This is a genomic window from Maribellus sediminis (genome assembly GCF_011799805.1).
GTDB lineage: Bacteria > Bacteroidota > Bacteroidia > Bacteroidales > Prolixibacteraceae > Draconibacterium > Draconibacterium sediminis_A.
This window is the reverse complement of sequence record NZ_WXUB01000005.1, coordinates 236,523-258,968: the sequence shown is the minus strand read 5'-3', so window position 1 is coordinate 258,968 and position 22,446 is coordinate 236,523. Positions and strand designations below refer to the sequence as shown.

The window sequence follows — 22,446 nt, the reverse complement described above, 5'->3', positions numbered from 1 at the left end:
TTTACTGAAATACAATTAAATATCGAATCATTCCAAGACTCATTCCCAACGCAATTAAACCATAAAGATATAAGATTATCACACCTTTTTTCTTGCCGATTTTTTCAATTAACTCTTTCTCATCACGCTCTACGACCCATTTTTTCGACAAGGCTTTATGTTTTCGTCTCCAACTGTTTTGTCCAATATATCCAAAACATTCAAATTCACTAGTTCTTATAAACTCATAGAATTCGCTGTAATTATCAATTATCGGATCAGCAACCTGGTAACGTTTCCCATCTTCAAATTCTAAAATTACGGAATGGGACCTTGAATAGCGATACCCTCCATACAATGCAGTGGCATATTGTTTTAGCTGATCAGGGCTGTATTTTTTTGATTCAAACAGAAAAAACTTAAGCGTGAAACTGTCCTTTTCAATTTCAAGCTCCTTTACCAACGTTTTTCCCACAACTAAGAAAACGAATACTAAAAACAAGAACAACAAAAAAATTGATGATGTCCAAATGTATGGATGAGACAAGTTTTTTGCAGATGCCGTTAAACTCCCCATCAGCAGCAACACCACTAAAAAATTTACGATGTAAAACCGAACAGCATTGCTCCAACTCTTATTTAGGTAAAACAATTTTTTCATCGAAGTAATGAAACCATTTTTTCTGCAGCACGTTTCGAACAACCCGGTTCACCCATCATTTTTGCCAGGCTTTCGTAATCAGTCAAAATTCCGGACCGGTAGTTTTCATCGTAAAGCAGTTGTTGCATTTCGCATTTTACATTGCTGAAAGTCATTTTCTTCTGAACATATTCCTTCACGATTTCGCGATCCATGATGATGTTGGGTAGCGAAACACCTGCCATTTTAAAAATTATGTTGCGAAATACAAAATCCGTCAGCCAGCCGCCTTCAACTTTATAAATTACCGTTTGCGGAACACGTAACAAAGCCGTTTCGAGCGCTGCCGTACCCGAAGCTACCAGGGCGGTATGTGCATTATTCAGCAAATCGTAGGTCTGGTCGTAAATGATTTCGACTTCTGATCCTTTTAACAAATTTATGTACAATTCGCTTTTCACACTTTTTACACCGGCTACCACAAATTTAAAATCGGGAAATTCACTAGCAATCTTGGCCATCAGTGGCAAAGTGCGTTTAATTTCCTGTACCCGGCTTCCGGCGAGCAAAGCCACCAAAGGCATTTCTCCCAGATTATTTTTGCTGCGAAATTCTGTTTCCGACAATGCCTTCTCCCGAAAACTCTTCAGCGAATCCATCAGCGGATTCCCAACATAATGCACATCAATCGAATGCTTTTTGTAAAACTCGGTCTCGAAAGGAAAAATGGTGAATATTTCATCAACAAACTCCCTGATTTTCTTCACCCGGTATTCTTTCCAGGCCCAGAGTTTTGGCGAAATGTAATAGAAAACTTTCAGCTTATGTTGTTTGGCAAATTCAGCAATTCTCAGGTTAAATCCCGGGTAATCGATCAAGATCAGAACGTCGGGTTGAAATTCGAGTATGTCCTTTTTACACAGCTCCAGGTTTTTACCGATTGTCCTCAGGTTTAAAACAACATTTACGATTCCCATAAATGCCATTTCGCGGTAGTGTTTTACCAACTCGCCACCAACATTTTGCATCAGGTCGCCACCAAAAAAGCGAAATTCGGCTTCCTTATCGGCAAGCTGTAATTCCTTCATTAGGTTTGAACCGTGTAAATCTCCCGATGCCTCGCCTGCAATTAGGTAATAGCGCATATTAAATCGCTCTTGAAATTAACACAACAAAGGCATAAAGCAGTGTGGCTGCAAGAACACCACGCGCCGCTTTTTCGTATTTTAAATGCAGAAATCCCCAGAAAATGGCCAGGTTGGCAAAAATACACAGACTACCCACTTTTAAGAGTACATGAATTTTCCAGAGGCTTTTTATATAATCGGAAAATGTCAGCGAACTGTCGTTTACCAGGTAAACGATAACAAAAATGAAAAGCGGCAAAAGCATCCCGGCAAGGAGGCCAATCCCGAGTTTGTCGAGTTTATTTCCGCGATTTCGTTGCATCTTAAAATCCCCATTTTTTGAGTTCTTCCATCGATTGGTAGCTGGTCATATCAACAGAAACGGGAACGATGGATGCAAAATTGTTTTTAAGAGCAAACAAGTCGGTTTCGGTGGCTTCCTCCTCAAAATTTTTGAAGTAGCCCGCCAACCAGTGGTATTCACGTCCGTGTGGATCGGTACGTTTTTCAAACTCTTCCACCCATTTTCCATGCGCCTGCCGACACAATTTAATACCCTTGGGTTTTCCCTTCGGAATATTCACATTGAGGCAGGTAAATTCCGGAATTCCATTTTCGATGACATTTTGAAAAACCTTCGCCACAATTAACTTGGCTTTCGAGAAGTCGGCATCAGGACTGTAATCGTCGAGCGAAAATCCAACAGAAGGCACACCGTGTAAACTGCCTTCAATTGCTGCTCCCATGGTACCGCTGTAAATTACGCTTACCGATGCATTCGATCCGTGATTGATTCCGGAAACCACGTAGTCCGGTGTCCTGTCGAGCAAACTGTTAAAACTTAGCTTGACACTGTCAACCGGGGTTCCGTTGCATTTGTAGGTAGGTGCACCATGAATTTCTTCAACCGGAGTAGCACGAAGCGGGTGATCAACCGTAATTCCACAGGCTTTCCCTGACATTGAAACTTCCGACGAAATTACAATGACCTCTCCAAAAAATTGCATCACTTCAACCAACTCGCGTAATCCCCTGGCATGAATGCCATCGTCGTTGGTAACTAATATTAATGGTTTTTCCGTCATATTTTTATTTGAGTGAAGGACAAAGATAGTTAGAAAATAACAGGGAAAAAGGAGTCTGTCAAATTAATAAGTCAAATAATATGTAGCCGCTTATTTTGCTTTTTAAGAGTTCGAGTCATGTACTGTCTTCAAAATATCTGACTCCAAAATAGGAATTTATAACCCCCGGTTTGGGCATTGGATTTTTCTTTTTACTTCATCGGCAATGTAATTTTGTATCCGGACACTGAGGAAGAACACTTCCTGTACTATACTACAAAATTGAAGTAACGATTTAAAGACAAACCCTAAGTCTCAGCAATGAAAACCCTTTTGCTTTTCATCTTAGTAAGTTTATTCGCACTGACCAGCCAGGCACAGTGGTCGTATAAATTTTTATCGAAAGAAAAACACTTCGTATATTCATCGGGCGATTTTGTCATGGGTAAACAAAACGGCGGGGGCATCAGTGTAAACTACATTTACAATAATAAATTAACGGTAAATATTGGTTACTCAGCTACTGTGAAAACAAGTGCCGATTTACCTGCAGAAATCCTGAAATCGACAGAAAACCTGGTTCCTGCTTTTTCTACAGATCCCTTCTCCAACTCAGAGAACATTCGCATTCTGGTAGGCCGGGTAATAAATGTTAACCGCGAAGGTACCGTCCGACTTTTGCTGCAGGGTGGCCCAGGTATTTATACCACGCGCGAACCATCCTTTACCGTAAAATCAAATACTTACGACTACCAAACCGAAGCCACCAAAAGCATTAGCCTGGTGTTGCAACCTAAAATTGAAATGCCATTATTTGCAACCCTCGGACTTTCTGCAGGGCCAATGGTTATCTTTAATGAAAGCGAGCACTACTTCGGTGCCGGAATCGGTTTGATGTATGGAATTCTGGGTAAAAATTAGCACCCTCCGTAAAAATCTCTCCATACACTTCCTTATATTCATGTAAATAGTAATATGGCTTTTGAATTTTTTCCGATCAAAAGTTTGCATACGTGTTTCTTAAAAGTTGATTTTTTTTTTGTAGCTTAGGTTCCACAGAGATCAGGATCAGGCTGACACCTGTGTAATGTTCAGTGACGCATATGAGGAAAATTTTAGCCGTAGACGATCATCCTATTAACCTGGATTTATTGGAACAGATTATTAAGATCTTTTATCCGGGTTTTGAGTTCCTTGGTGCTAAATCGGGCGAAGAAGGGATTACTCGTGCCATCGAGTTTCAGCCGGATTTGATTTTGCTGGATATTATGATGCCCGGCCTGAATGGTTACGATACCTGTAAAGAACTAAAGAAAGACCCGAAAACGAAACACATCCCGATAATAATGGTTTCAGCTTTGGGGCACGACAGCAATGAGCGCATTAAAGGCCTGGATGCAGGAGCCGATTCTTTTCTTTCAAAACCTTTCGATAAAGTTGAGTTGCGTGCACAGATTAACGTGGCCCTTCGGATCAAAGACTATCAGGAACGACTGAAATCGCTGAATGCGGAGCTCTTGCTTGCAGAGGAACGCGAGCGCAGAAGAATTGCTGAAAACCTTCACGACTGCCTCGGCCAAACCTTGTCGCTGGCTTATATGAACCTTACTTCAATTGACATTAACGGATGTGCGCCAAAGGTGAAAAAGACTTTCGATTTTACAACTGAATTAATAAACAAAGCAGTAAAAGAATCACGTTCGTTAACTTACGACCTCAGCCCGCCCATTCTTTATGAACTCGGCCTTATACCAGCCGTAAAATGGAAACTCGAAGAATTTGAAAGCAAGCATAAAATTCAAACACAGCTTTATTTTGACGATAAAAATCCTGAAATCAAAAAAGAATTCACCATTTTTCTGTTTCGTATAGTGGTTGAATTGCTCAACAATATTGTTAAGCACGCAAAAGCCAGCAATGTTGAGGTTAGAATTGAGTCGGAGAACAATTTATTTAAAATGACTGTTACTGACAACGGGTGTGGAATAGACACCAACAAAATAAAGGATACAAGAATTAAGAACGGGGGATTTGGATTATTCAGCATTAGCGAAAGAATGGAAAACATTAACGGATCGTTTCATATTCAACCCGCGGAGAAAGGTACTGTTGCAGAAATTGTTTTGCCTTTGTACAACCGAAGTACAACATAAATAGAAACAAACACTAAACCGAAAAAACATGAAGATAAAAATAGTAGTGGCCGATGATCACCAGCTTTTCAGGGAAGGGATTGCAAATTTGCTGGAAAATGACGATGCGATCGAGGTAATCGGACAGGCTGAAAACGGACAAATTGCGATTGAAAAGGTTAAAGAATTAAAACCCGATATTTTACTGACAGATATAGCCATGCCCGAAATGAACGGCATGGAAGCAACCCGCAAACTGAAGAAACAATTTCCCGATCTTAAAATAGTTGCCCTATCCATGCATTCTGATAAGCAATTTGTAAAAGGAATGCTAGAGGCAGGAACCGACGCCTACCTCCTTAAAAACTGTACGCACAAGCAATTACTGGAAGCTGTGCACACAGTTTACTGCGGAAAAAAATATTTAAGCCAGGACATTACAGAACTGGTAATTTCGGGCTATCTCGACGGGCCGGATACAGCCGATGACAAATACGATCAGCTTTCGGAACGTGAAAAAGAAATCTTCTTACTACTTGCGGAAGGAGTATCAACGCGAGAAATTGGAGAAACGCTTTTTATCAGTGTAAAAACGGTTGGAACACACAAACAAAACATTCTCGAAAAACTGGAACTTAAGAACAGCTCAGAGGTAGTAAAATACGCCCTCAAAAAAGGACTTATTCAACTCGATTAAGTAAAATTTGAGGTTCGTACCACTATCGCACACCTGATTTAGTTAGCAGAAGGTATTTTTCAAACCATCTGTTCTGCTTGTTTTATTTTCTTTTGCTAGATTCATGCGTCGTTAATATTTCATGTTCTTACTCATTGTGGTAAAATTCAAAGCAGTAATAGCATGTCCTAAATCGATTTAAATGAATAAAAAAATTGTTGTACTTGGAGCCGGTCTGGTAGGAAGTGTTATTGCCAAAGATCTTTCAAAGAATTACGATGTTACCAGCGTCGATATCGATTCGAATTCTTTTCAAAAGTTTAAGGACCATCCGCAAATTAAAACGATGGTAGCGGATTTGAGCATTCCGGAAATAATAAGAAATACTGTAGCCGCATTCGACATGGTAATTGGAGCCGTGCCTGGTTTTATGGGCTACCAGACCATGAAAGCAGTTATTGAAGCCGGTAAAAACATGGTGGATATTTCGTTTATGCCGGAGGATTTTCTGCAACTAAACGGGCTGGCACAAAAACATAAAGTTACGGTTGTTGCCGATTGTGGCGTTGCTCCGGGGATGGGGAACATTATTCTGGGGCATCACAACAAAAATATGCATGTTATATCATACGAGTGCCTGGTTGGGGGTTTGCCATTTAAACGCGAATGGCCCTACGAATACAAAGCTGTATTTTCTCCCATCGATGTAATTGAAGAATACACACGTCCGGCTCGCTTCATTCAGAATTACGAAATGGTGACACGTGAAGCCTTGTCGGATCCGGAACTGGTGCAATTCGACGAAGTTGGAACGCTGGAATCGTGGAACTCCGACGGTTTGCGTTCGCTGATGCAAACCATGAAAAACGTACCCGACATGATTGAAAAAACGCTGCGTTACCCGGGATGCGTCGAATACCTGCGGGTATTACGCGAGTCGGGATTCTTTTCCTACGACGAAATAGAAGTGAACGGCACTAAAATCCGCCCGATAGATGTTACTGCCAAACTCTTGTTTCCGAAATGGCAGTTGAAAGATGGCGAAGAAGATTTTACCATCATGCGGATAACGATAAAAGGTACCGAGAACGGCACCGAAAAAACTTACACTTACAATTTATTCGACCGTTTCGATCGGGAAAACAAGATCATTTCGATGGCGCGCACAACGGGATACACCTGTACGGCAGCTGCCAATCTTCTGCTCGATGGCGGCTTTAACGATTATGGTGTTCATGCACCGGAATTGCTGGGAGCAGGCCCCGGCAACCTCACTTACATTTTAAAATACCTTGAAGAAAGAAATGTGATTTATAAAATTGAAGAGGGAAGCAAAATAAAATAGAAAATTCAATACATAGTTTGAAAATGAAAAAAATTACTGCACTGTTACTATTCCTGCTTTTCGGGAACCTGCTCTTTGCTCAAACCGAAAAGCGACCTTTAACGTTTGAAGAAATTCTGAAATGGAATCGCATTACCGAAACAAAACTGTCGAACAATGGCAAGTACATTGTTTACAAAGAAGAACCGTGGAAAGGTGATCCTGTACTAAAAGTTACCACACCCAAAGCCGAAGAACAGGCATCAATTGCCTGCGGTACGGACGCCAAGATCACAGCCGACTCAAAATTTCTGATCTATACTCTGAAAGCGCCTGAAGATTCAGTGAGAACTCTGAAGCTGAAAAAAACCAAAAAGGATGATCTTCCGAAAGATGTGTTGGTGATCTATGATCTTCAGAAGAATAATTCAGAAATGATTCCAAATCTGAAATCAGTGAATGTTCCTGAAAAATGGTCGGGATGGATCGCCTACCAGGCAGAACCTGACAGTGTTCCGAAATCGGATAAAAAGAAAGATAAAGACGCAGCGTTACCGTTGATCATAAAAAACCTGACCACAAACGAAACGATCGAAATACCTGCGGTAAGTGATTACAAACTGGCCGAAGAGAAAGAAGTACTTGCTTTTGTTTCGGAAGGCGACAGCACATTTGCCTCAGGTGTTTACGTATTTAACCTGAACAATAATGCACCAAAACAAGTACTCGATGGAAAAGGAAAGTTCAAACAATTAACACTGAATAAAACCGGTGAGCAGCTGGCCTTCCTTGCCGATACTACTGATGCTGATGAACCGGAATTCGCTTTGTATTTATCAGCCGGAGATGAATTGGCTGAGATTGTTGTCGCAAACAATAATGATGCGCTCCCTGAAGATTGGGTGATCAGTGAAAACGGCGGTCTTACTTTTTCCGAAAACAACAAGCGCTTGTTTTTTGCTACGGCTCCTGCTACAGCGCCGAAGGATACTACCATTCTTGAAGAAGAAATTCCGGTTCTGGACATTTGGCACTGGAACGAAGAAGAGTTACATACCGTTCAGCTGAAAAACAAAAGCCGCGACGAAAAGAGAAGCTACCTGGCCGTATTTCACATCGACGCTGAAAACGTAGTTCAACTCGAAACCGAGCAGTTTACGGGAATTCGCCAGATTAAAGAAGGCGATGCCGATCAACTGCTGGCATACTCCAACCGCCCGTATGCTGTGCAATCGATGTGGGAAGGCAGCCCTGATCATCTGGATTTTTACCTGGTGGACATTTACACCGGTAAGGCAGAACTGTTTAAGCAGGATTGTCGTGCACGGCCGATGGTTTCGCCTGAAGGTAAGTTTGTTTACTGGTACGATGCCATGGATACGACCTGGAATACCTATGAAATTGCAAGCGGAAAAGAATATTGCATTACAACACCTGCAACAATTCAGGTGGCCGACGAATTGAATGATATTCCCAATCCACCTAACTCATACCGCTTAGCCGGATGGCTTGAAAATGATGCAGCCTTGCTGATCTACGACCGTTTTGACATCTGGAAAGTGGATCCAACAAATTCAGGCGAACCGGATAACCTAACACAAAACGGAAGGGATTCAAAAGTGAGTTACCGTGTTGTACGTTTTAATCCCGAGCCCAATGAAGGAATCAGTCCTGATGAAACAATGATTCTGGAAGCACATAACGAAGTAACACGCGCTGATTCCTATTTTACTTTCGATATGGAAAAACCCGGAAAGCAAAAAGTGTTGTTTGCTGAAAACATGAAACTGGGTACTCCACAAAAAGCCAGGGACGCGGAACTGATCGTTTTCACAAAAGAAGATTTTGAGACCTACCCCAACCTTATTAGCACCGATCTGAGTTTCAAAAAACAAACACAGATTTCTGATGCTGCGCCACAACAGGGAGAATTTATTTGGGGAACCGCAGAGTTGGTAAGCTGGCGATCGCTGGATGGCCTTGTGCTTGAAGGGACTTTGCATAAACCGGCCAATTTCGATCCGAATAAGAAATATCCGATGATCGTGAATTTTTATGAACGGAGTTCGCAAGGATTACTAAGCTACCGAATGCCTGAAAATAACCGTTCAACCGTGGACTATCACTATTACACCAGCAACGGCTATGTAATTTTCAATCCCGATGTAGTTTACCGGGAAGGATATCCCGGCGAATCGGCTTTTAATTGTGTAATGCCCGGAATTAACAAAGTGGTTGAAATGGGTTTTGTTGATCCGGCCAGAATCGGGGCGCAGGGACACAGTTGGGGCGGCTACCAGGTGGCTTACCTCGCCACACGAACCAACATGTTCGCCGCAATTGAATCGGGTGCGCCGGTGGTAAATATGTTTAGCGCTTACGGTGGAATTCGCTGGGGTTCCGGGTTGAACCGCTCGTTCCAGTACGAACATACGCAAAGCCGTATTGGCAAATCGATATGGGATGCACCGTTGCGTTACCTCGAGAATTCGCCATTGTTTACTGCTGATAAAATTGAAACTCCGATACTGATCATGCACAACGACGATGACGGAGCAGTGCCATGGTACCAGGGAATTGAGTTTTTTATTGCACTCCGAAGAATGGGAAAACCTTCGTGGATGTTAAATTACAACGAAGCTGACCACTGGCCGCTAAAAGTGCGCGACAAACACGATTTCCAGATCAGGATGGCGCAATTTTTCGATCACTATTTAAAAGATGCTCCGATGCCCGTTTGGATGAAGAAAGGTGTACCGGCCACAAAAAAAGGTTTGGAAATGGGTTATGAACTTGAAGAATAAATTAGCCTGATAATCAAAACAGAAAAGGATTCCAATCGGAATCCTTTTTTATTTTATCGAGTTGAATATTTCAATTGCTTCGGCAACATCTTCTTCCATAACGCGAAGTTCGATACCTATATTGGTTGGGCTCCCGCGGTAAATTCCATCAACGGTGCTGGTTATTTCATTGACCAGCATATAACGAATCCCGGCTTCATCCAGCATCTCCTTAAAAAGAATGTATTTCATATCGAAATTGCTGGTAAATGATGCTATTGTAACAGGCTTGCTCATTTTTGTTTTTTTAATGTGTTAGAATCCCAATTTACTGATTTATTTCGAGATACGACTTTAAACGTTGTTGAATAAAGAATTCCCAGCCTGCCTGACAACTCTCGCGTTTAAATTCGGGAATATCATCAGGGAAATCTTCAAGCACTTTCATGGTCAGCATCAATTCTGTTTTGTTCGCCGTTTCTTTTAGTTCAAAAACAACAACAGAATCGCCGGGGTATTCAGCATATTTCCAGTTTACCACAAGCCTTTTACGGGCATCAACTTCAATCACTTCCCATAAATGCGTGAAAACACGTTCCCCCGATTGTACCTCAAACTTCGATTTGCAGCCGGGCTCAGCACGAAATACATCGATATTCCCGAAATACCATAACTTCATTTCGTTCAGATCGGTGATGGCTTTCCACACCTTTTCTGCGCTTGCTTCAAAAGTCTGGGTTATAATTACAGGTTTCATTTAAAATTGAATGACCGTGATTTCAGAAGCTATTCATCGCCACCTTTACGGGTTTCTATAATAACTACTCCATTGGCACCTCGAGAACCGTAAATAGCAGCACTTCCGTCTTTGATAATATTAATACTCTGAACATTAGACGGTGACAGTGCATTAAAAACACTATTGTCCACCGGAATGCCGTCCACCACAATTAAGGCAGCACTGCTAAGGTTGAGAGAACTGGTTCCTCTAATGATTATATCGCCGCTGGCATCGACCGTCACACCTGCGAAACGGCCCCTGATGAGGTCGTACATGTTGGAATACTGCGAGAAATCCAAATCTTTTCTGTTAAGTTGTGCCAATGCGTTTAGCTTGTCGGCATCTTTTACATAGCCATAACCGATAGCATATTCTCTGGCCTGCTCGGTAGGTTTTAATCTCAGGTTAATCATAACCAACTTGGTCTTATCTTCGAGCTTAAACTTCTCATCATAAAAACCTTTGGCGGTCACTTTTAGTTTGTCACCGTCTTCAGCCTGAACAATAAAACGCCCCAGCGTATCGGTAACAACTACCTGTTTCGTACTTTGTACTTTGATTTCGGCACCGATCAGCGGAATACTATCGAAAGTGGTTACAATGCCCTGGATTATCCGATCCTGAGCCACGGTTTGGATCACCGTACCCAGAAATATCACCACAAAAAAAATCGACCTGAATAGTTTCATTTGACTAAGATTAATAGTTTTTATTCGATTTGAAGTCTTTACAATACGACAATCCACAAGAATCATACCCTTAATCCATGCTCCAAAGTAATTCATCTTCGAATTCTTTAAAGCCTTCCCTATCCAAGTCCGACGGGCAGTTTTTATTTAACTACTGCCGGACCTACACGCTTAACCCGGTAAGGTTTCTTTTTCTGCGATTCGAAATAAGTTCGCATTTGAACTTCGGCAATAATACCTGTTGTAATAAACTGAATACCTCCCAGTACCAGCAAAATACCTAAAAGTAACAGCGGTTTGCCCCAAATATCGTTCCCGAGAATTTTAAGCACCAGCAAATAAATATTGATAAGTACGCCGATTCCCAGGGTAATGATACCTATGTTTCCGAAGAAGTGCATTGGGCGCTGCATGTATTTTTTGAAGAACACCATGAGAATGAGGTCGCTCATTACACGCGTGGTGCGACTCAAATTATATTTTGAACTACCAAATTCTCTTGGCCTGTGATTCACATCGACCTGAGTGATTTTTGTAGCTCCTTCAAGCGTAATTAAAGCCGGAATATAACGGTGAAGTTCTCCGTAAATGTGAATGCTCTTAATGGTTTCGTTTGTGAAAATTTTAAGCGTGCAACCTAAATCCTTCATATGAATCCCCGTGGCTCTGCGAATCATATAGTTGGCGATTTTTGATGGAACCTTCCGAAGGAACATTCCATCTTTACGGTTGGCACGTATTCCTGCAACCATGTCCCAGCCTTCTGATTGAATCATGTTAAGCATTCCCGGAACGTCAGCCGGATCGTTCTGAAGGTCACCGTCAATTAATGCCACATATTCTCCTTCAGCCTGATCGATTCCTGCCTGCAGTGCAGAACTTTGTCCGTAATTGCGCTTCAGTTCAACAAGGATAAAACGTTCGTCGTTGATTTTCCTGATCTCCTCGCGCGTGTTGTCGGTTGAACCATCGTCAACAAAAATGGCTTCAAAATCGATGTCTTTTAAGGCTGCTTTAATCTGTTCTGAAAGTGGTTTGATGTTTGGTTCTTCGTTCCAAACACAAATAACGAGGGATAGCTTCTTCATGATTCCGTTATAATTTGTAGCTAATTTTTCTGTTTCTATCTCCGTAAAAACGAATTTTGTGCAAACTTAAACATTCCTGCCTGAAAATAAGGACTATTCAACTGGATTTAACTTCCAGATAAAAGAGAATCGCACGGTTCGGTACATCCAGTCGTGCAATCCATGCTGATATTGTAGTCTGAAAGCTTTCTTCCCGTAATCCTTTCGTACTTCGGCATTCAGTTGCATTGGCCGGTCGCCGTTATCCTTATAACCATAATATCCCGACCACGACGCTCCTACTCTCCAGTTATTTTTCTCGATATCGGCACCTAGTCCATACAAAAATGCATCGTTTTGCAAATTCAGTTCATCGTTGGTTTGCCAGCTGTAAAAGCCGAGCATTCCGTAGGGTCTGAATAGAACATGTTCAGCATTTCCCAAATCTTCTGAAATACTCACATCGAAAAAATAGCCCGGCGAATCGGCATAACGCACCGCCTCCAGATTGGTTCCCGAAGCTGTTTTTAATGCGGCCCGGAACATGGTATTTGGAAATTTACGGTCCTTCACCAGCTGGATGAGCGTGCTAAAATAAAAATCTCCGATCGCATATCCGGTTCCATCTTTATCGCGCGAAACACGTTCGTCGCGTATTTCCGTGGTATAATTATAATGTTCGAGAAGTACTCCGTACATCTCAATGGCAATTTTACCTTTGGCAAAAGGAATGTAAGCTCTGCCCGACAAGTCCTGCGTTGGATCGCCACTGTGAAAATGATTGGAAGCCGTAAGTTCTATTTCCGATTTATTGGTAAGAAAACCTCGCTTCACTTCAGGAACAGGCAGCGCATTCGGCCCGAGATAAGCCGGTGAAATGGTCAGCCAGTTTCGCCAGCCGGGCATACCCGGTTCCCAATGGTGAATTTCGTTCCACCAGGTATAATCCTCCTGTGCTTTTAAAGTGCCGGAAGCAATTAATAAAAGTAAAATAGAAATGATGTACTTCATCGTGACGAATTGAGCTCCAAAGATAAAAAAACCCTTCAGAAATTCTGAAGGGCCTTTTGAGTGTACTAAAGCTCAAGTTTTTCTCTTATACTTTGTGGTATGCCGTCCTTGTGCACCATAATGCACATGGTTTTGTAAGTAACATAAGGTTTCGAGGCGTAGAAATATCCATTATATTTATTGTAGTCGCCCCACGAGTTTTTCACTTTGTAAAAAACATCACCTTCCTGGTCTTTGGCCATCCCTACTATATGCATACCGTGATCGTCAGTTGTTTGGTAATTGTCGAATGCAGTTTGACGCATGGCCTGGGTAACATTCAACTCCGGAACCGGTTGTTCCAACTTGTACAGTTCCTTTTCTTTTTCCTTTTCAGGAAGCGATTCCCAACGTGCAATTTCTGCATCGTCCATATTTTCGCTTGGTGCTGCAGGTAAAACTGCTACTCCCTTATTACTGGTAGCGAAACCTTTTTCGCTTACATCGGCTGCCCATGCAACTGTAAAACCGTTCTTCAACGAGTAATCGATAATCGCATCCAGTTCATCGAGCGGAACATTATAAACCTGATCCCACGACCAGTTATCCGGAACTTCGAGGATAAACTTCGAGTAAAACGGATGATGCGTGTATGAAGTGATCTCCACATAATCATCCATGTTTAAACCAACATAATCGCTGGCAAAACTTTGTGGTGTATATTGTTTTCCTTCGTATTCAAATTTCTCGGGAAGTTCGCCCAAATATGAATTCAGCGTTTCTTCGATTGAATGATGCCAGGCAGTGCTGAGTTTTCTGTTTGAATTTTCAACCACCGCATCAACATGCTGTTTCAATACGCGATCCATTTCTCCGTGAACGTGTTTTTCTTCACCATACTCCAAACCATCGTAAACCGATTCAGGCACAATTCCGAACTGTTTTATCATGTTGGTTACATCGTGAAATGCGCCACCGGCCGAAAAATTCAGGTTACCGTGAACGCGAATGTGTTTTCTGGCTTTTTCAGAATAAGTGTGCCAAACCACGAACATTTCAGAAAGATCGACACTGGGCTTACCCATTCGAATCATTTCCGATTCTAAAAACGATAAAGCTGAAAACGACCAACAAGTACCCGAACGGTACTGGTCTTTTACAGAAGTTGCCGGAAGGTCAATCTCGTCTGTGAAAACGTATCCTTCGCTTTCCTTCTTCTTATTATCCCCTTCGTTTTCGGCAAATAAACTTAGTGTGATGACCGTAAGAACTACGGTTAACAAACAACGCAAATTCTTCATAAAAATTACCCCTCTAACATGAAATAGTTCTCAAAAATAATAATTTATCTGAAAGTTGAAAAATTTGCTTACAATATGAAAGAAGTCTAAATTAATTATTAACAATATACTAAATTTCAGTTAATTACTTACTGAACCTCCGAATACCGAAAACACTGGACAAGATGGTCATCCCCCTAAATCCCCCTTCGAAGGGGGAATTGAAAAAAACAAAAGAAACAGTCCGCAACTTTTGACTTTCTACTTTTGACTTTGATTCCTGAAATCTATACTACCCTACCTGCACTTCGCGATACCGAAAGCAATGCACGAGGTGGTCATTTACCATTCCGGTGGCCTGCATGTGTGCATAAATTACTGTTGAGCCAACAAACTTAAATCCCCGCTTTTTCAGATCGGCTGAAATGCGATCCGACAGTTCGGTTTTGGCCGGAAGTTCCTTTAACGATTTAAACTTATTTATGATTGGTTTATGGTCAACAAATCCCCAAATGTATCGATCGAAACTCCCGAACTCTTTTTGAATTTCGAGAAAACGTTGCGCATTGTTTACACAGGCAGCAATTTTTTGTTTGTTTCGGATGATCGACTTGTCCTCAACCAGTTCTTCGAGTTTTTTATCGTCGTACCGAGCCACCACTTCCGGGTCGAAATGATCGAAAGCGCGACGGAAATTCTCGCGTTTGTTCAGCACAATCTGCCAGCTTAATCCGGCCTGAAATCCTTCCAGCACAAAAAACTCGAACAATTTTTGATCGTCGTGCAGCGGTGCTCCCCACTCTTCGTCGTGGTATTTAATCATCAATTCGTTACTGGTTGACCAGTTACATCTTTCACACATAAAAACATTTTTGCCAAAAGTTAAATAAAATTAAGCAGAACAACAGTGGAGCCCCTAAAATGTTATTTTTGTTTGTTCAGTAAAAAACAGAATGAAGAAGTTAACGATCATTTTCATAATGCTACTGTCCTTCAGCTTTGTGGCAGAAGCACAACTCAATATCAACCATTTTATACGGGTAGGACGAACCCGGATTTCAATTGGGAATTACACCGGTGCCATTGAATATTTCAATATTGTTATTGAATTTAAACCTTATCTGCCGGAAGCATATTTGTATCGTGGTATTGCCAAACATTCACTCGAAGATTACCGCGGCGCCATCGAGGATTACGACAAAGCTATTGAAATAAAGCCCTATTATCCGATGGCCTACAACAACCGGGGAATGGCATATCACAACCTCCGGCGTTACGACAAAGCCATTGAAGACTACAACCGGGCGCTGGAATTTGATCCGGATGACGAGACAATTTACAACAACAGAGGTATTGCCAAACTGGCACTTAAAAACCTCGAAGGAGCGATAGAAGATTACAATAAGGCACTCGAAATCAACCCAAAATCGACACATGCTTTGATGAATCGAAGCAATGCAAAAATTGTAAGTGGCGATATCGAAGGAGCGATAAAAGATTTGAACCAGGTGATTATTATCCGTCCGCATTATGCAGCAGCTTATCTGAATCGCGGATTGGCACGTTTCGAACTCGAAGATTATGCTTCTGCCTTGCGCGATTACGATCAGGCTATTCGTTTCGATCCGGAAAACGCCCTGGCCTTTAACAACCGGGCCATCGTAAAACACAAGCTTGAGGATTACGAAGGAGCCATTATGGATTACGACATGGCGATCAAACTGAATCCGGAAATGGCAAGTGCGTATTTTAACCGCGCCATGGCTCGCGAGATCCTGAATATGCCAGGCTATGAAAACGACTACAGAATTGCCGCCCGGCTTAATCCACAGTTCGATTTGAGCAAAAGAAGAATTGACTCGGAACAACTGGCTCAGCAACAAAAACAGCAATCGGGCAACACACAGCAGCAGCAGCAAAACACAAACAATCAGCAACAAAACACAAACAATCAGCAACAAAATTCAAATGCTCAGCCCGGTCAGTCAAGCACGCAAATTGATGCTGCAAATGATACCGAAAAAGCGCAGGAAGAAGTGGCGGCCCGTGCTGAAAAGGAACGTGAGGAGGAGCGCCGGAGAAGACAAATTGTTCGCGATCTGGTGGTTGAGGACACCCGCGATTTGCCCGAAGAAGCAGAAGTGGATGACGGGCGAATTCAGAATAAAAACATTGCAATCGAACTGCAGCCTTTATTTTTTATTTCAGCCTTTGAAAAAAATGCAGTGGATTACGACCGTTTCCAATATTACAACCTGGCCATCGATGATTTGAACGCCAAGAACAATTACAATCCTTTGCTCTCGATTACCAACAAACCGGTTGTTAGTTACCAGTCGGTATTCGAGAATTTCATCCTGTTCTTTAACGAGAAAATCGACGTTCAGCCCAACGCGTCCAACTACCTGAACCGTGGAATATTTTACAGCCTTACGGGAGATTACAACAGTGCGCTTGAAGACATGAATAAGGCTATTTCACTCGACGATCGATTGGGAGTCGCGTATTTTTCGAGGGCCAACTGTGTGTTTAAAATGCACGAACAGATTGAACTGATCAGCGGAACGCAAAGTAACAGCGTTTCTATTTCGATTGACCGTAAAACACCGACAAAAGGCGATGAAGTCTCGGAAGCTTCAGCGCTTGATTATAACCAGATACTGGAAGATTATCAGATTGCATTATTTCTGAATCCAAATTTCTTTTTTGGTTATTATAACCGGGCCTACATAAAACTTCGCTTAAACGATTACCGCGGTGCCATTGAAGACCTGAATCGGGCCATTGATCTGGAGCCGGAGTTTGCTGAAGCCTTTTTTAACAGGGGCCTTACCAAAATTTACCTGAACGACATTGAAGGTGGAGCACTCGATTTAAGCCGGGCCGGAGAATTGGGAATTGAAGGTGCTTACAATATTATTAAGCGGTATTGTAACTGATAGTATATATTCTTAACTGACATTATTGACTTAAACTAACCCTTGGATGAAAAAAATCTTCTATAACATTCAAAAGACTTTTCCTCTTGGCGACGAGGCTTTTGAAAAACTAAGAAGCAGTGCTACGGCTATCCATCTCAAAAAGAACGATTTTTACTTACGCGAAGGCGAAACATGCAGTTCCATGGGATTTCTGGAAAAAGGGAGCATGCGTTTGTTTTATTCATCGCCTGACAAGGAAGCCTGTAACGATTTCTTCTTCGAAAACTCGGTGATCGGCTCGCTGGCCAGTTTTATGGCACAAACTCCGTCCATAGTAAACATTGTCGCCATCGAAGAATGTGAGGTCATCAGTTTTCGGCATTCCGATGTTTTCGACCTGATTCACCACTATCCATCCATTCGCAAACTCACTGATTTTATTTTAAGCGAACACCTAATCCGGGCCGAGAAACGCGAGGAGGTTTTACTTAAATTATCGCCCGAAGACCGCTTTAAAAAGTTGCTGGAAGAGCACCCAAAAATTTTTAAGCGGATTCCGCTTCATTTTGTAGCCAGTTACCTGAACATTACACCCGAAACACTCAGCCGCTACCGCTCCCGTTTTCTGATATAAGCTTCTTGATTTGAATCAAGTATTTTCTGTTTTGCATGCTCTTACTTTGTTTTCATAAGATTCATGAATCAGTAAACAATTGAAAACAATTAAATTTTAAGAAATGAAAACAGAAGTAAAAAACGAACAACTGATCGTTCTAACTGACTTGATTACGGTACTTTCAGGCAACACGGAAAATGGAAATGGATATGCCGTATTCGAAGAACGGGTTCCGCCACTCGGCGGTCCGCCACCACACACCCATCCCGATGAAGAAATTTTTTACGTTGTTGAAGGTGAATTCGAGTTTATTTTGAATGATCTTCAGAATCCGTTTAAGGCGCTTCCGGGAAGTGTGATTCATGTACCTTCGAACGCAGTGCACACTTTTAAAAATGTGGGTAGCACTGCGGGAAAAATGGTAGTTATTCTGAGTCCGGGAACCTTGCTGGATTATTTCAGGGTAATAGGAAACAAAGTAGAAGCTGAATCCGACATACCGGATTTAAGCCGGATTCCGGATATTTCAAGTATCGACATTTCCCGTGCATTTAATCATGCGCCCGAACATAATGTTCAGTTTGTGCTGCCTGAGATAATGGAAAATTGAGTAACTTATTACGCATCTTTCTAATGTAAAATGATAGTTGTTGACCTTATCAGAAATGCTTCCGGTGAGTTATACGGCAAACTCACTTACGAACCACAGCTGAACTATTTATTAATGAAATGGATCGGCCCGTGCTCAGAAGAAGAAGTTAAAGCAGCTTCGATGCGCATGTTTGAGTGGCAAAAAAGAACCGGAATGAAAAACAAGTGCCGCTACCATGTACACGACACCAAAGAAATTGAAGGTGCCTGGGCCGGCCTTGTCGATTGGATCGCGAACTACTTTTTCCCCATGAATTACGAGTATGGTTTGCGTTATAATCTCAGCATCATTTCGCCTGATATTTTTTCGAAGCTGTCGTCGGTAGAACTCAAAAAACGAAGCAACAATAAGGTCGCAACTATACTTTGCGAAACCATTTCACAGGCCGAATCATGGATCAAAAAAAACAGCTCGGGCGTGTAATTCTTTTATGATTTTCACGTCATACCTTGGCTGGAATTGATGGATTTAACCAGCCGATCTGATATCCGGCAAGTTTAAATTAGTATTTATTATATCCTCAAATTAAAAGTCATGAAAAACATTTATATCAGTACCATTATTCTGATGCTTTTGTTCTTAATATCCGGAACAAAAAGCACAGCACAACAATTCTGGCTTACTACCAATGAATTCTGGGGTGGCCCCAAAACAGGCATCATCCGGTTAAACGATTCGATGATGTTTGTGAGTACAACCAATTCTGTAATGAGAACAACAAACCAATTCCAAAAATTGGATAAGGTTTTGGATGCTTCAGCCATTTATTCTCTTTTCTCAACAAAACAGGGAAAAGTGTTAGCCGGCGGAATTGGTAAGGTATTTATTTCTGATGACTTAGGCATGAGTTGGGACTCAATCTGGTTAAACACAACCTTCCCCATTAAACAAATTATTGAAAACAGTTATGGCGAATTAATGGCAATAACCGGTATTTACGAAGATGGAGACGGTGTATTCTTTTCCGGGGATGGAGGCAAAAGCTGGGACAAAAGAAATAACGGCCTCAGTTCATACCTCGGATGCGACAAGATTGCAATCGATAAGAATGACCGAATGTATCTGGCAATGTCGGATCCCGACAAATTAGGATTTGGCGGACTTTTTATATCAGAAAACAGTGGCTTGCAGTGGAAAAAAGTTGCAATAAATATCGACTCAATTGGGAATAATGTCAGAATTGGAATTACAACGAATCTGACGATATTACCCAATGACTCTGTCTACCTTAGTTTTCATGGCAGCGGAGGCAATCATGCCCTTCAATTAAACATTTACAAAAGCATTAACGACATTTTAGCTTCCAGTAACTGGAGCTGGATGCTTCTGATGAAGAGTAATAGTAACTGGGGCATGGACAAACTGCTAAATAATATACACAGAGCTCAAAATGGCAACTGGTACAGTTCTGTCGATGGTCACATTAATAACTCAGGGACCTGTTTTTCAAAAGAAGGGAACAATTGGGAAATATTGGAATATGGCCTGGGACTTGACAAATTCGGTTGGCACAGCGAACAATTTTTTGTGGAAACCGAAAACGGAAAAATCTACATGATTCAAATGCTTGACGAACGGATCTATAAAACAGATACGAGTATTCTTACAAGTGCCCCGCTACCTGTTGAAAAGAAAGCTCAAATCAGGGTTTATCCGAATCCCGTTCTTAGGGGAGAAAAGGTAAGAATTGAATTAAATGATATGACTGGCGACAAAAATATAAGCATATATGATTTAACCGGAAAAATCCTTCATCACACAGTCACGCAAAAGAGCTTTATTGAACTTACCGGTCTACAGAAAGAAGGTATTTATATCGTTTCTGTCAGAAATAAAGGCACTGTGAATACGTCGAAGATCGTCATCCAATAAAATAAATTCTTTACTTTTAGAGCTCGTAAAAATAGCCGGCAGAATGGAAGAATTCCAGTGCAGGCAAGTTAAGAGCAGACATGAATCAACCACTTGCAGAACGACTTCGACCCAAAACACTGGATGACTACATCGGGCAGGAACACCTGGTGGGTAAAGGTGCCGTGCTGCGAAAAATGATAGAGTCGGGCAATATAACCTCGCTGATTTTATGGGGGCCCCCCGGAGTTGGTAAAACCACGCTGGCTAAGATTATTGCAAACACTTTGGATCGGCCTTTTTTCGTGTTAAGCGCTATCAATTCGGGAGTGAAGGACATTCGAGAGGTAATTGAGAAAGCGAAAAAGCAACAGTTTTTTAGCCGTCCCAACCCAATACTTTTCATCGACGAAATTCACCGCTTTAGTAAATCGCAGCAGGATTCGTTACTGGGTGCAGTTGAAGACGGTACCATTACTTTAATTGGTGCTACCACCGAGAACCCTTCGTTTGAGGTGATCTCTCCCCTGCTATCGCGTTGCCAGGTTTACATTTTGAATCACCTGGATAAAGAAGCTTTGCTTGCCATAATAAAACAGGCTACAAAAAAGGATACTCTTCTCAAGCAGAAAAAAATTACGATACGCGAAGATCAGGCACTGCTGCGTTTTTCGGGAGGCGATGCACGAAAACTACTGAATGTTGTAGAATTGGTTGTTCTTGGCGAAGAAAGCGACAACATTGTTATTACCGATAAAAAGGTGACTGACCGTCTGCAAAAGAACCTGGCCATTTACGATAAAAAAGGCGAAATGCATTACGACATTATTTCAGCCTTTATAAAAAGTATTCGTGGTGGCGATCCCGATGCTGCCGTTTACTGGCTGGCGCGTATGTTGGAAGGTGGCGAAGACGTAAAATTCATTGCCCGCCGCTTACTAATTCTGGCTGCCGAAGATGTTGGATTGGCTAATCCGAATGCTTTGCTGCTGGCTCAAAGTACTTTCGACGCCGTACATAAAATCGGTCCACCCGAATCAAGGATCATCCTTTCGGAGTGCACTATCTACCTGGCCACCTCACCAAAAAGCAATTCGGCTTACGAAGCCATTGATGCCGCTATTGCAATGGTTCGTCGTACCGGAGACCTACCGGTTCCACTACACATTAGAAATGCACCAACCAAGCTAATGAAGGAAATCGGTTACGGTAAGGATTATAAATATGCCCACGCCTACGACGGCAATTTTGTAGAGCAGGACTTTTTACCTGAAGCCATTAAAAAGGAACGATTTTACCAGCCTCAAAACAATCAATCTGAAATTAAAATTCTCGAACGCCTGAAAAGATGGTGGGGAGATCGGTTTTAGGTAGAAACGCCCCAAATTAGGTGCGGGGGTAGAGATGCCCCAATGGGGCGTTTGGCATTTCAAAGCACCTCCGTATCAAACCGCAATACATTTTATTAAATGTTACCATGCCCAAAATTAGCGCTATCCGCCAAATGACCTATATTTATTGTTTAGCGTAGATTTTATTGTAAACTATCTCTAAAATTTTGAAGTTTCTCATGCCAATGAAATTGCATTCCTAAAAACGCAATCAAGTTGCTAAATCCATGAGTGTGTATAATCCGAGTTTACTATAAAAAATGAGCGGGTCGATGAATATATAAATAATCCAAATCCGATTAACAATACTATAATCAGTTCAGTTGTTGATGAAAGTCTCTTAATCAGTTTGTTCATATGCAGAATGGTTCTTTTAGATTACCCACAACGGGAAATTGTATGTTGTCGTTGCGGATTTCGAAGAGCGTCAGTGTCCGGTAGGACATGACGGTCGAGAAAGGAGCGGAGACAACGCACCGCACG

Annotated in this window: 22 protein-coding genes; 11 read left to right on the top strand and 11 right to left on the bottom strand. The window is 41.8% G+C overall.

What is annotated here, in order from left to right:
- Position 1: 1 nt before the first annotated feature.
- From HFD85_RS18610 to surE, 4 genes are read right to left on the bottom strand one after another with little or no spacing between them, the layout of a single operon-like run.
- Positions 2-640: a hypothetical protein gene (locus HFD85_RS18610; protein ID WP_167613294.1), complete on the bottom strand. Its 639-nt coding sequence runs from the start codon at positions 638-640 to the stop codon at positions 2-4.
- Positions 637-1,764: a lipid-A-disaccharide synthase gene (gene lpxB / locus HFD85_RS18605; protein WP_167613292.1), complete on the bottom strand. Its 1,128-nt coding sequence runs from the start codon at positions 1,762-1,764 to the stop codon at positions 637-639. The genes HFD85_RS18610 and lpxB overlap by 4 nt, the downstream gene beginning before the upstream one ends.
- Before the next feature lies 1 nt (position 1,765).
- Positions 1,766-2,068 carry a hypothetical protein gene (locus HFD85_RS18600; RefSeq protein ID WP_167613290.1) on the bottom strand — a complete coding sequence of 101 codons (303 nt, stop codon included), beginning with the start codon at positions 2,066-2,068 and terminating at the stop codon, positions 1,766-1,768.
- A 1-nt stretch (position 2,069) separates the two neighbouring features.
- Positions 2,070-2,831 carry a 5'/3'-nucleotidase SurE gene (surE, locus tag HFD85_RS18595; RefSeq protein WP_167613288.1) on the bottom strand — a complete coding sequence of 254 codons (762 nt, stop codon included), beginning with the start codon at positions 2,829-2,831 and terminating at the stop codon, positions 2,070-2,072.
- A gap of 300 nt (positions 2,832-3,131) precedes the next feature.
- On the opposite strand from surE, the gene HFD85_RS18590 reads away from it, so the two are divergent.
- The 5 genes from HFD85_RS18590 (at position 3,132) to HFD85_RS18570 (ending at position 9,746) form a co-directional block, all read left to right on the top strand.
- Entirely contained in the window at positions 3,132-3,731 is a 600-nt protein-coding gene (locus tag HFD85_RS18590; RefSeq protein ID WP_167613286.1) for a hypothetical protein, read from the top strand.
- Between the two features lie 182 nt (positions 3,732-3,913).
- On the top strand, positions 3,914-4,963 hold the full coding sequence (locus HFD85_RS18585) for an ATP-binding response regulator (protein WP_167613284.1): 1,050 nt from the start codon (positions 3,914-3,916) through the stop codon (positions 4,961-4,963).
- Positions 4,964-4,991: 28 nt separating this feature from the next.
- Positions 4,992-5,639, top strand: a complete 648-nt coding sequence (locus tag HFD85_RS18580; RefSeq protein ID WP_167613282.1) for a response regulator — start codon at positions 4,992-4,994, stop codon at positions 5,637-5,639.
- Between the two features lie 181 nt (positions 5,640-5,820).
- Positions 5,821-6,963 (top strand): saccharopine dehydrogenase family protein, encoded by a 1,143-nt coding sequence (locus HFD85_RS18575; RefSeq protein WP_167613280.1) that lies wholly within the window; start codon positions 5,821-5,823, stop codon positions 6,961-6,963.
- A gap of 23 nt (positions 6,964-6,986) precedes the next feature.
- Positions 6,987-9,746 carry an alpha/beta hydrolase family protein gene (locus HFD85_RS18570; RefSeq protein ID WP_167613278.1) on the top strand — a complete coding sequence of 920 codons (2,760 nt, stop codon included), beginning with the start codon at positions 6,987-6,989 and terminating at the stop codon, positions 9,744-9,746.
- A 48-nt stretch (positions 9,747-9,794) separates the two neighbouring features.
- Here HFD85_RS18570 and HFD85_RS18565 read toward each other — a convergent pair whose 3' ends face one another.
- The 7 genes from HFD85_RS18565 to HFD85_RS18535 all read right to left on the bottom strand — a co-directional run bounded on the left by HFD85_RS18565 (position 9,795) and on the right by HFD85_RS18535 (position 15,394).
- Positions 9,795-10,022, bottom strand: coding sequence for a putative signal transducing protein (locus HFD85_RS18565; protein WP_167613276.1), 228 nt, complete (start codon positions 10,020-10,022; stop codon positions 9,795-9,797).
- 31 nt (positions 10,023-10,053) lie between these two features.
- Positions 10,054-10,482, bottom strand: coding sequence for an SRPBCC family protein (locus HFD85_RS18560; protein WP_167613274.1), 429 nt, complete (start codon positions 10,480-10,482; stop codon positions 10,054-10,056).
- Positions 10,483-10,511: 29 nt separating this feature from the next.
- Complete coding sequence (locus HFD85_RS18555; protein ID WP_167613272.1) at positions 10,512-11,195, bottom strand: TonB-dependent receptor plug domain-containing protein; 684 nt, start codon at positions 11,193-11,195, stop codon at positions 10,512-10,514.
- A gap of 143 nt (positions 11,196-11,338) precedes the next feature.
- Positions 11,339-12,283: a glycosyltransferase family 2 protein gene (locus HFD85_RS18550; RefSeq protein ID WP_167613270.1), complete on the bottom strand. Its 945-nt coding sequence runs from the start codon at positions 12,281-12,283 to the stop codon at positions 11,339-11,341.
- A 93-nt stretch (positions 12,284-12,376) separates the two neighbouring features.
- Positions 12,377-13,273 (bottom strand): hypothetical protein, encoded by an 897-nt coding sequence (locus HFD85_RS18545; RefSeq protein ID WP_167613268.1) that lies wholly within the window; start codon positions 13,271-13,273, stop codon positions 12,377-12,379.
- A 65-nt stretch (positions 13,274-13,338) separates the two neighbouring features.
- Complete coding sequence (locus tag HFD85_RS18540) at positions 13,339-14,553, bottom strand: C1 family peptidase (protein ID WP_167613266.1); 1,215 nt, start codon at positions 14,551-14,553, stop codon at positions 13,339-13,341.
- Positions 14,554-14,824: 271 nt separating this feature from the next.
- Positions 14,825-15,394 carry a DNA-3-methyladenine glycosylase I gene (locus HFD85_RS18535; RefSeq protein WP_167613264.1) on the bottom strand — a complete coding sequence of 190 codons (570 nt, stop codon included), beginning with the start codon at positions 15,392-15,394 and terminating at the stop codon, positions 14,825-14,827.
- 91 nt (positions 15,395-15,485) lie between these two features.
- On the opposite strand from HFD85_RS18535, the gene HFD85_RS18530 reads away from it, so the two are divergent.
- The 6 genes from HFD85_RS18530 to HFD85_RS18505 all read left to right on the top strand — a co-directional run bounded on the left by HFD85_RS18530 (position 15,486) and on the right by HFD85_RS18505 (position 21,942).
- Positions 15,486-17,471, top strand: a complete 1,986-nt coding sequence (locus tag HFD85_RS18530; RefSeq protein ID WP_167613262.1) for a tetratricopeptide repeat protein — start codon at positions 15,486-15,488, stop codon at positions 17,469-17,471.
- A gap of 46 nt (positions 17,472-17,517) precedes the next feature.
- On the top strand, positions 17,518-18,087 hold the full coding sequence (locus HFD85_RS18525) for a Crp/Fnr family transcriptional regulator (protein WP_167613260.1): 570 nt from the start codon (positions 17,518-17,520) through the stop codon (positions 18,085-18,087).
- A gap of 103 nt (positions 18,088-18,190) precedes the next feature.
- On the top strand, positions 18,191-18,679 hold the full coding sequence (locus HFD85_RS18520; RefSeq protein WP_167613258.1) for a cupin domain-containing protein: 489 nt from the start codon (positions 18,191-18,193) through the stop codon (positions 18,677-18,679).
- A 30-nt stretch (positions 18,680-18,709) separates the two neighbouring features.
- Positions 18,710-19,144: a hypothetical protein gene (locus HFD85_RS18515; RefSeq protein WP_167613256.1), complete on the top strand. Its 435-nt coding sequence runs from the start codon at positions 18,710-18,712 to the stop codon at positions 19,142-19,144.
- A 111-nt stretch (positions 19,145-19,255) separates the two neighbouring features.
- A complete protein-coding gene (locus HFD85_RS18510; RefSeq protein WP_167613254.1) occupies positions 19,256-20,593 on the top strand; it encodes a T9SS type A sorting domain-containing protein in 1,338 nt (445 codons plus the stop codon).
- Positions 20,594-20,673: 80 nt separating this feature from the next.
- Positions 20,674-21,942, top strand: coding sequence for a replication-associated recombination protein A (locus tag HFD85_RS18505; protein WP_167613252.1), 1,269 nt, complete (start codon positions 20,674-20,676; stop codon positions 21,940-21,942).
- Positions 21,943-22,446 lie beyond the last annotated feature (504 nt).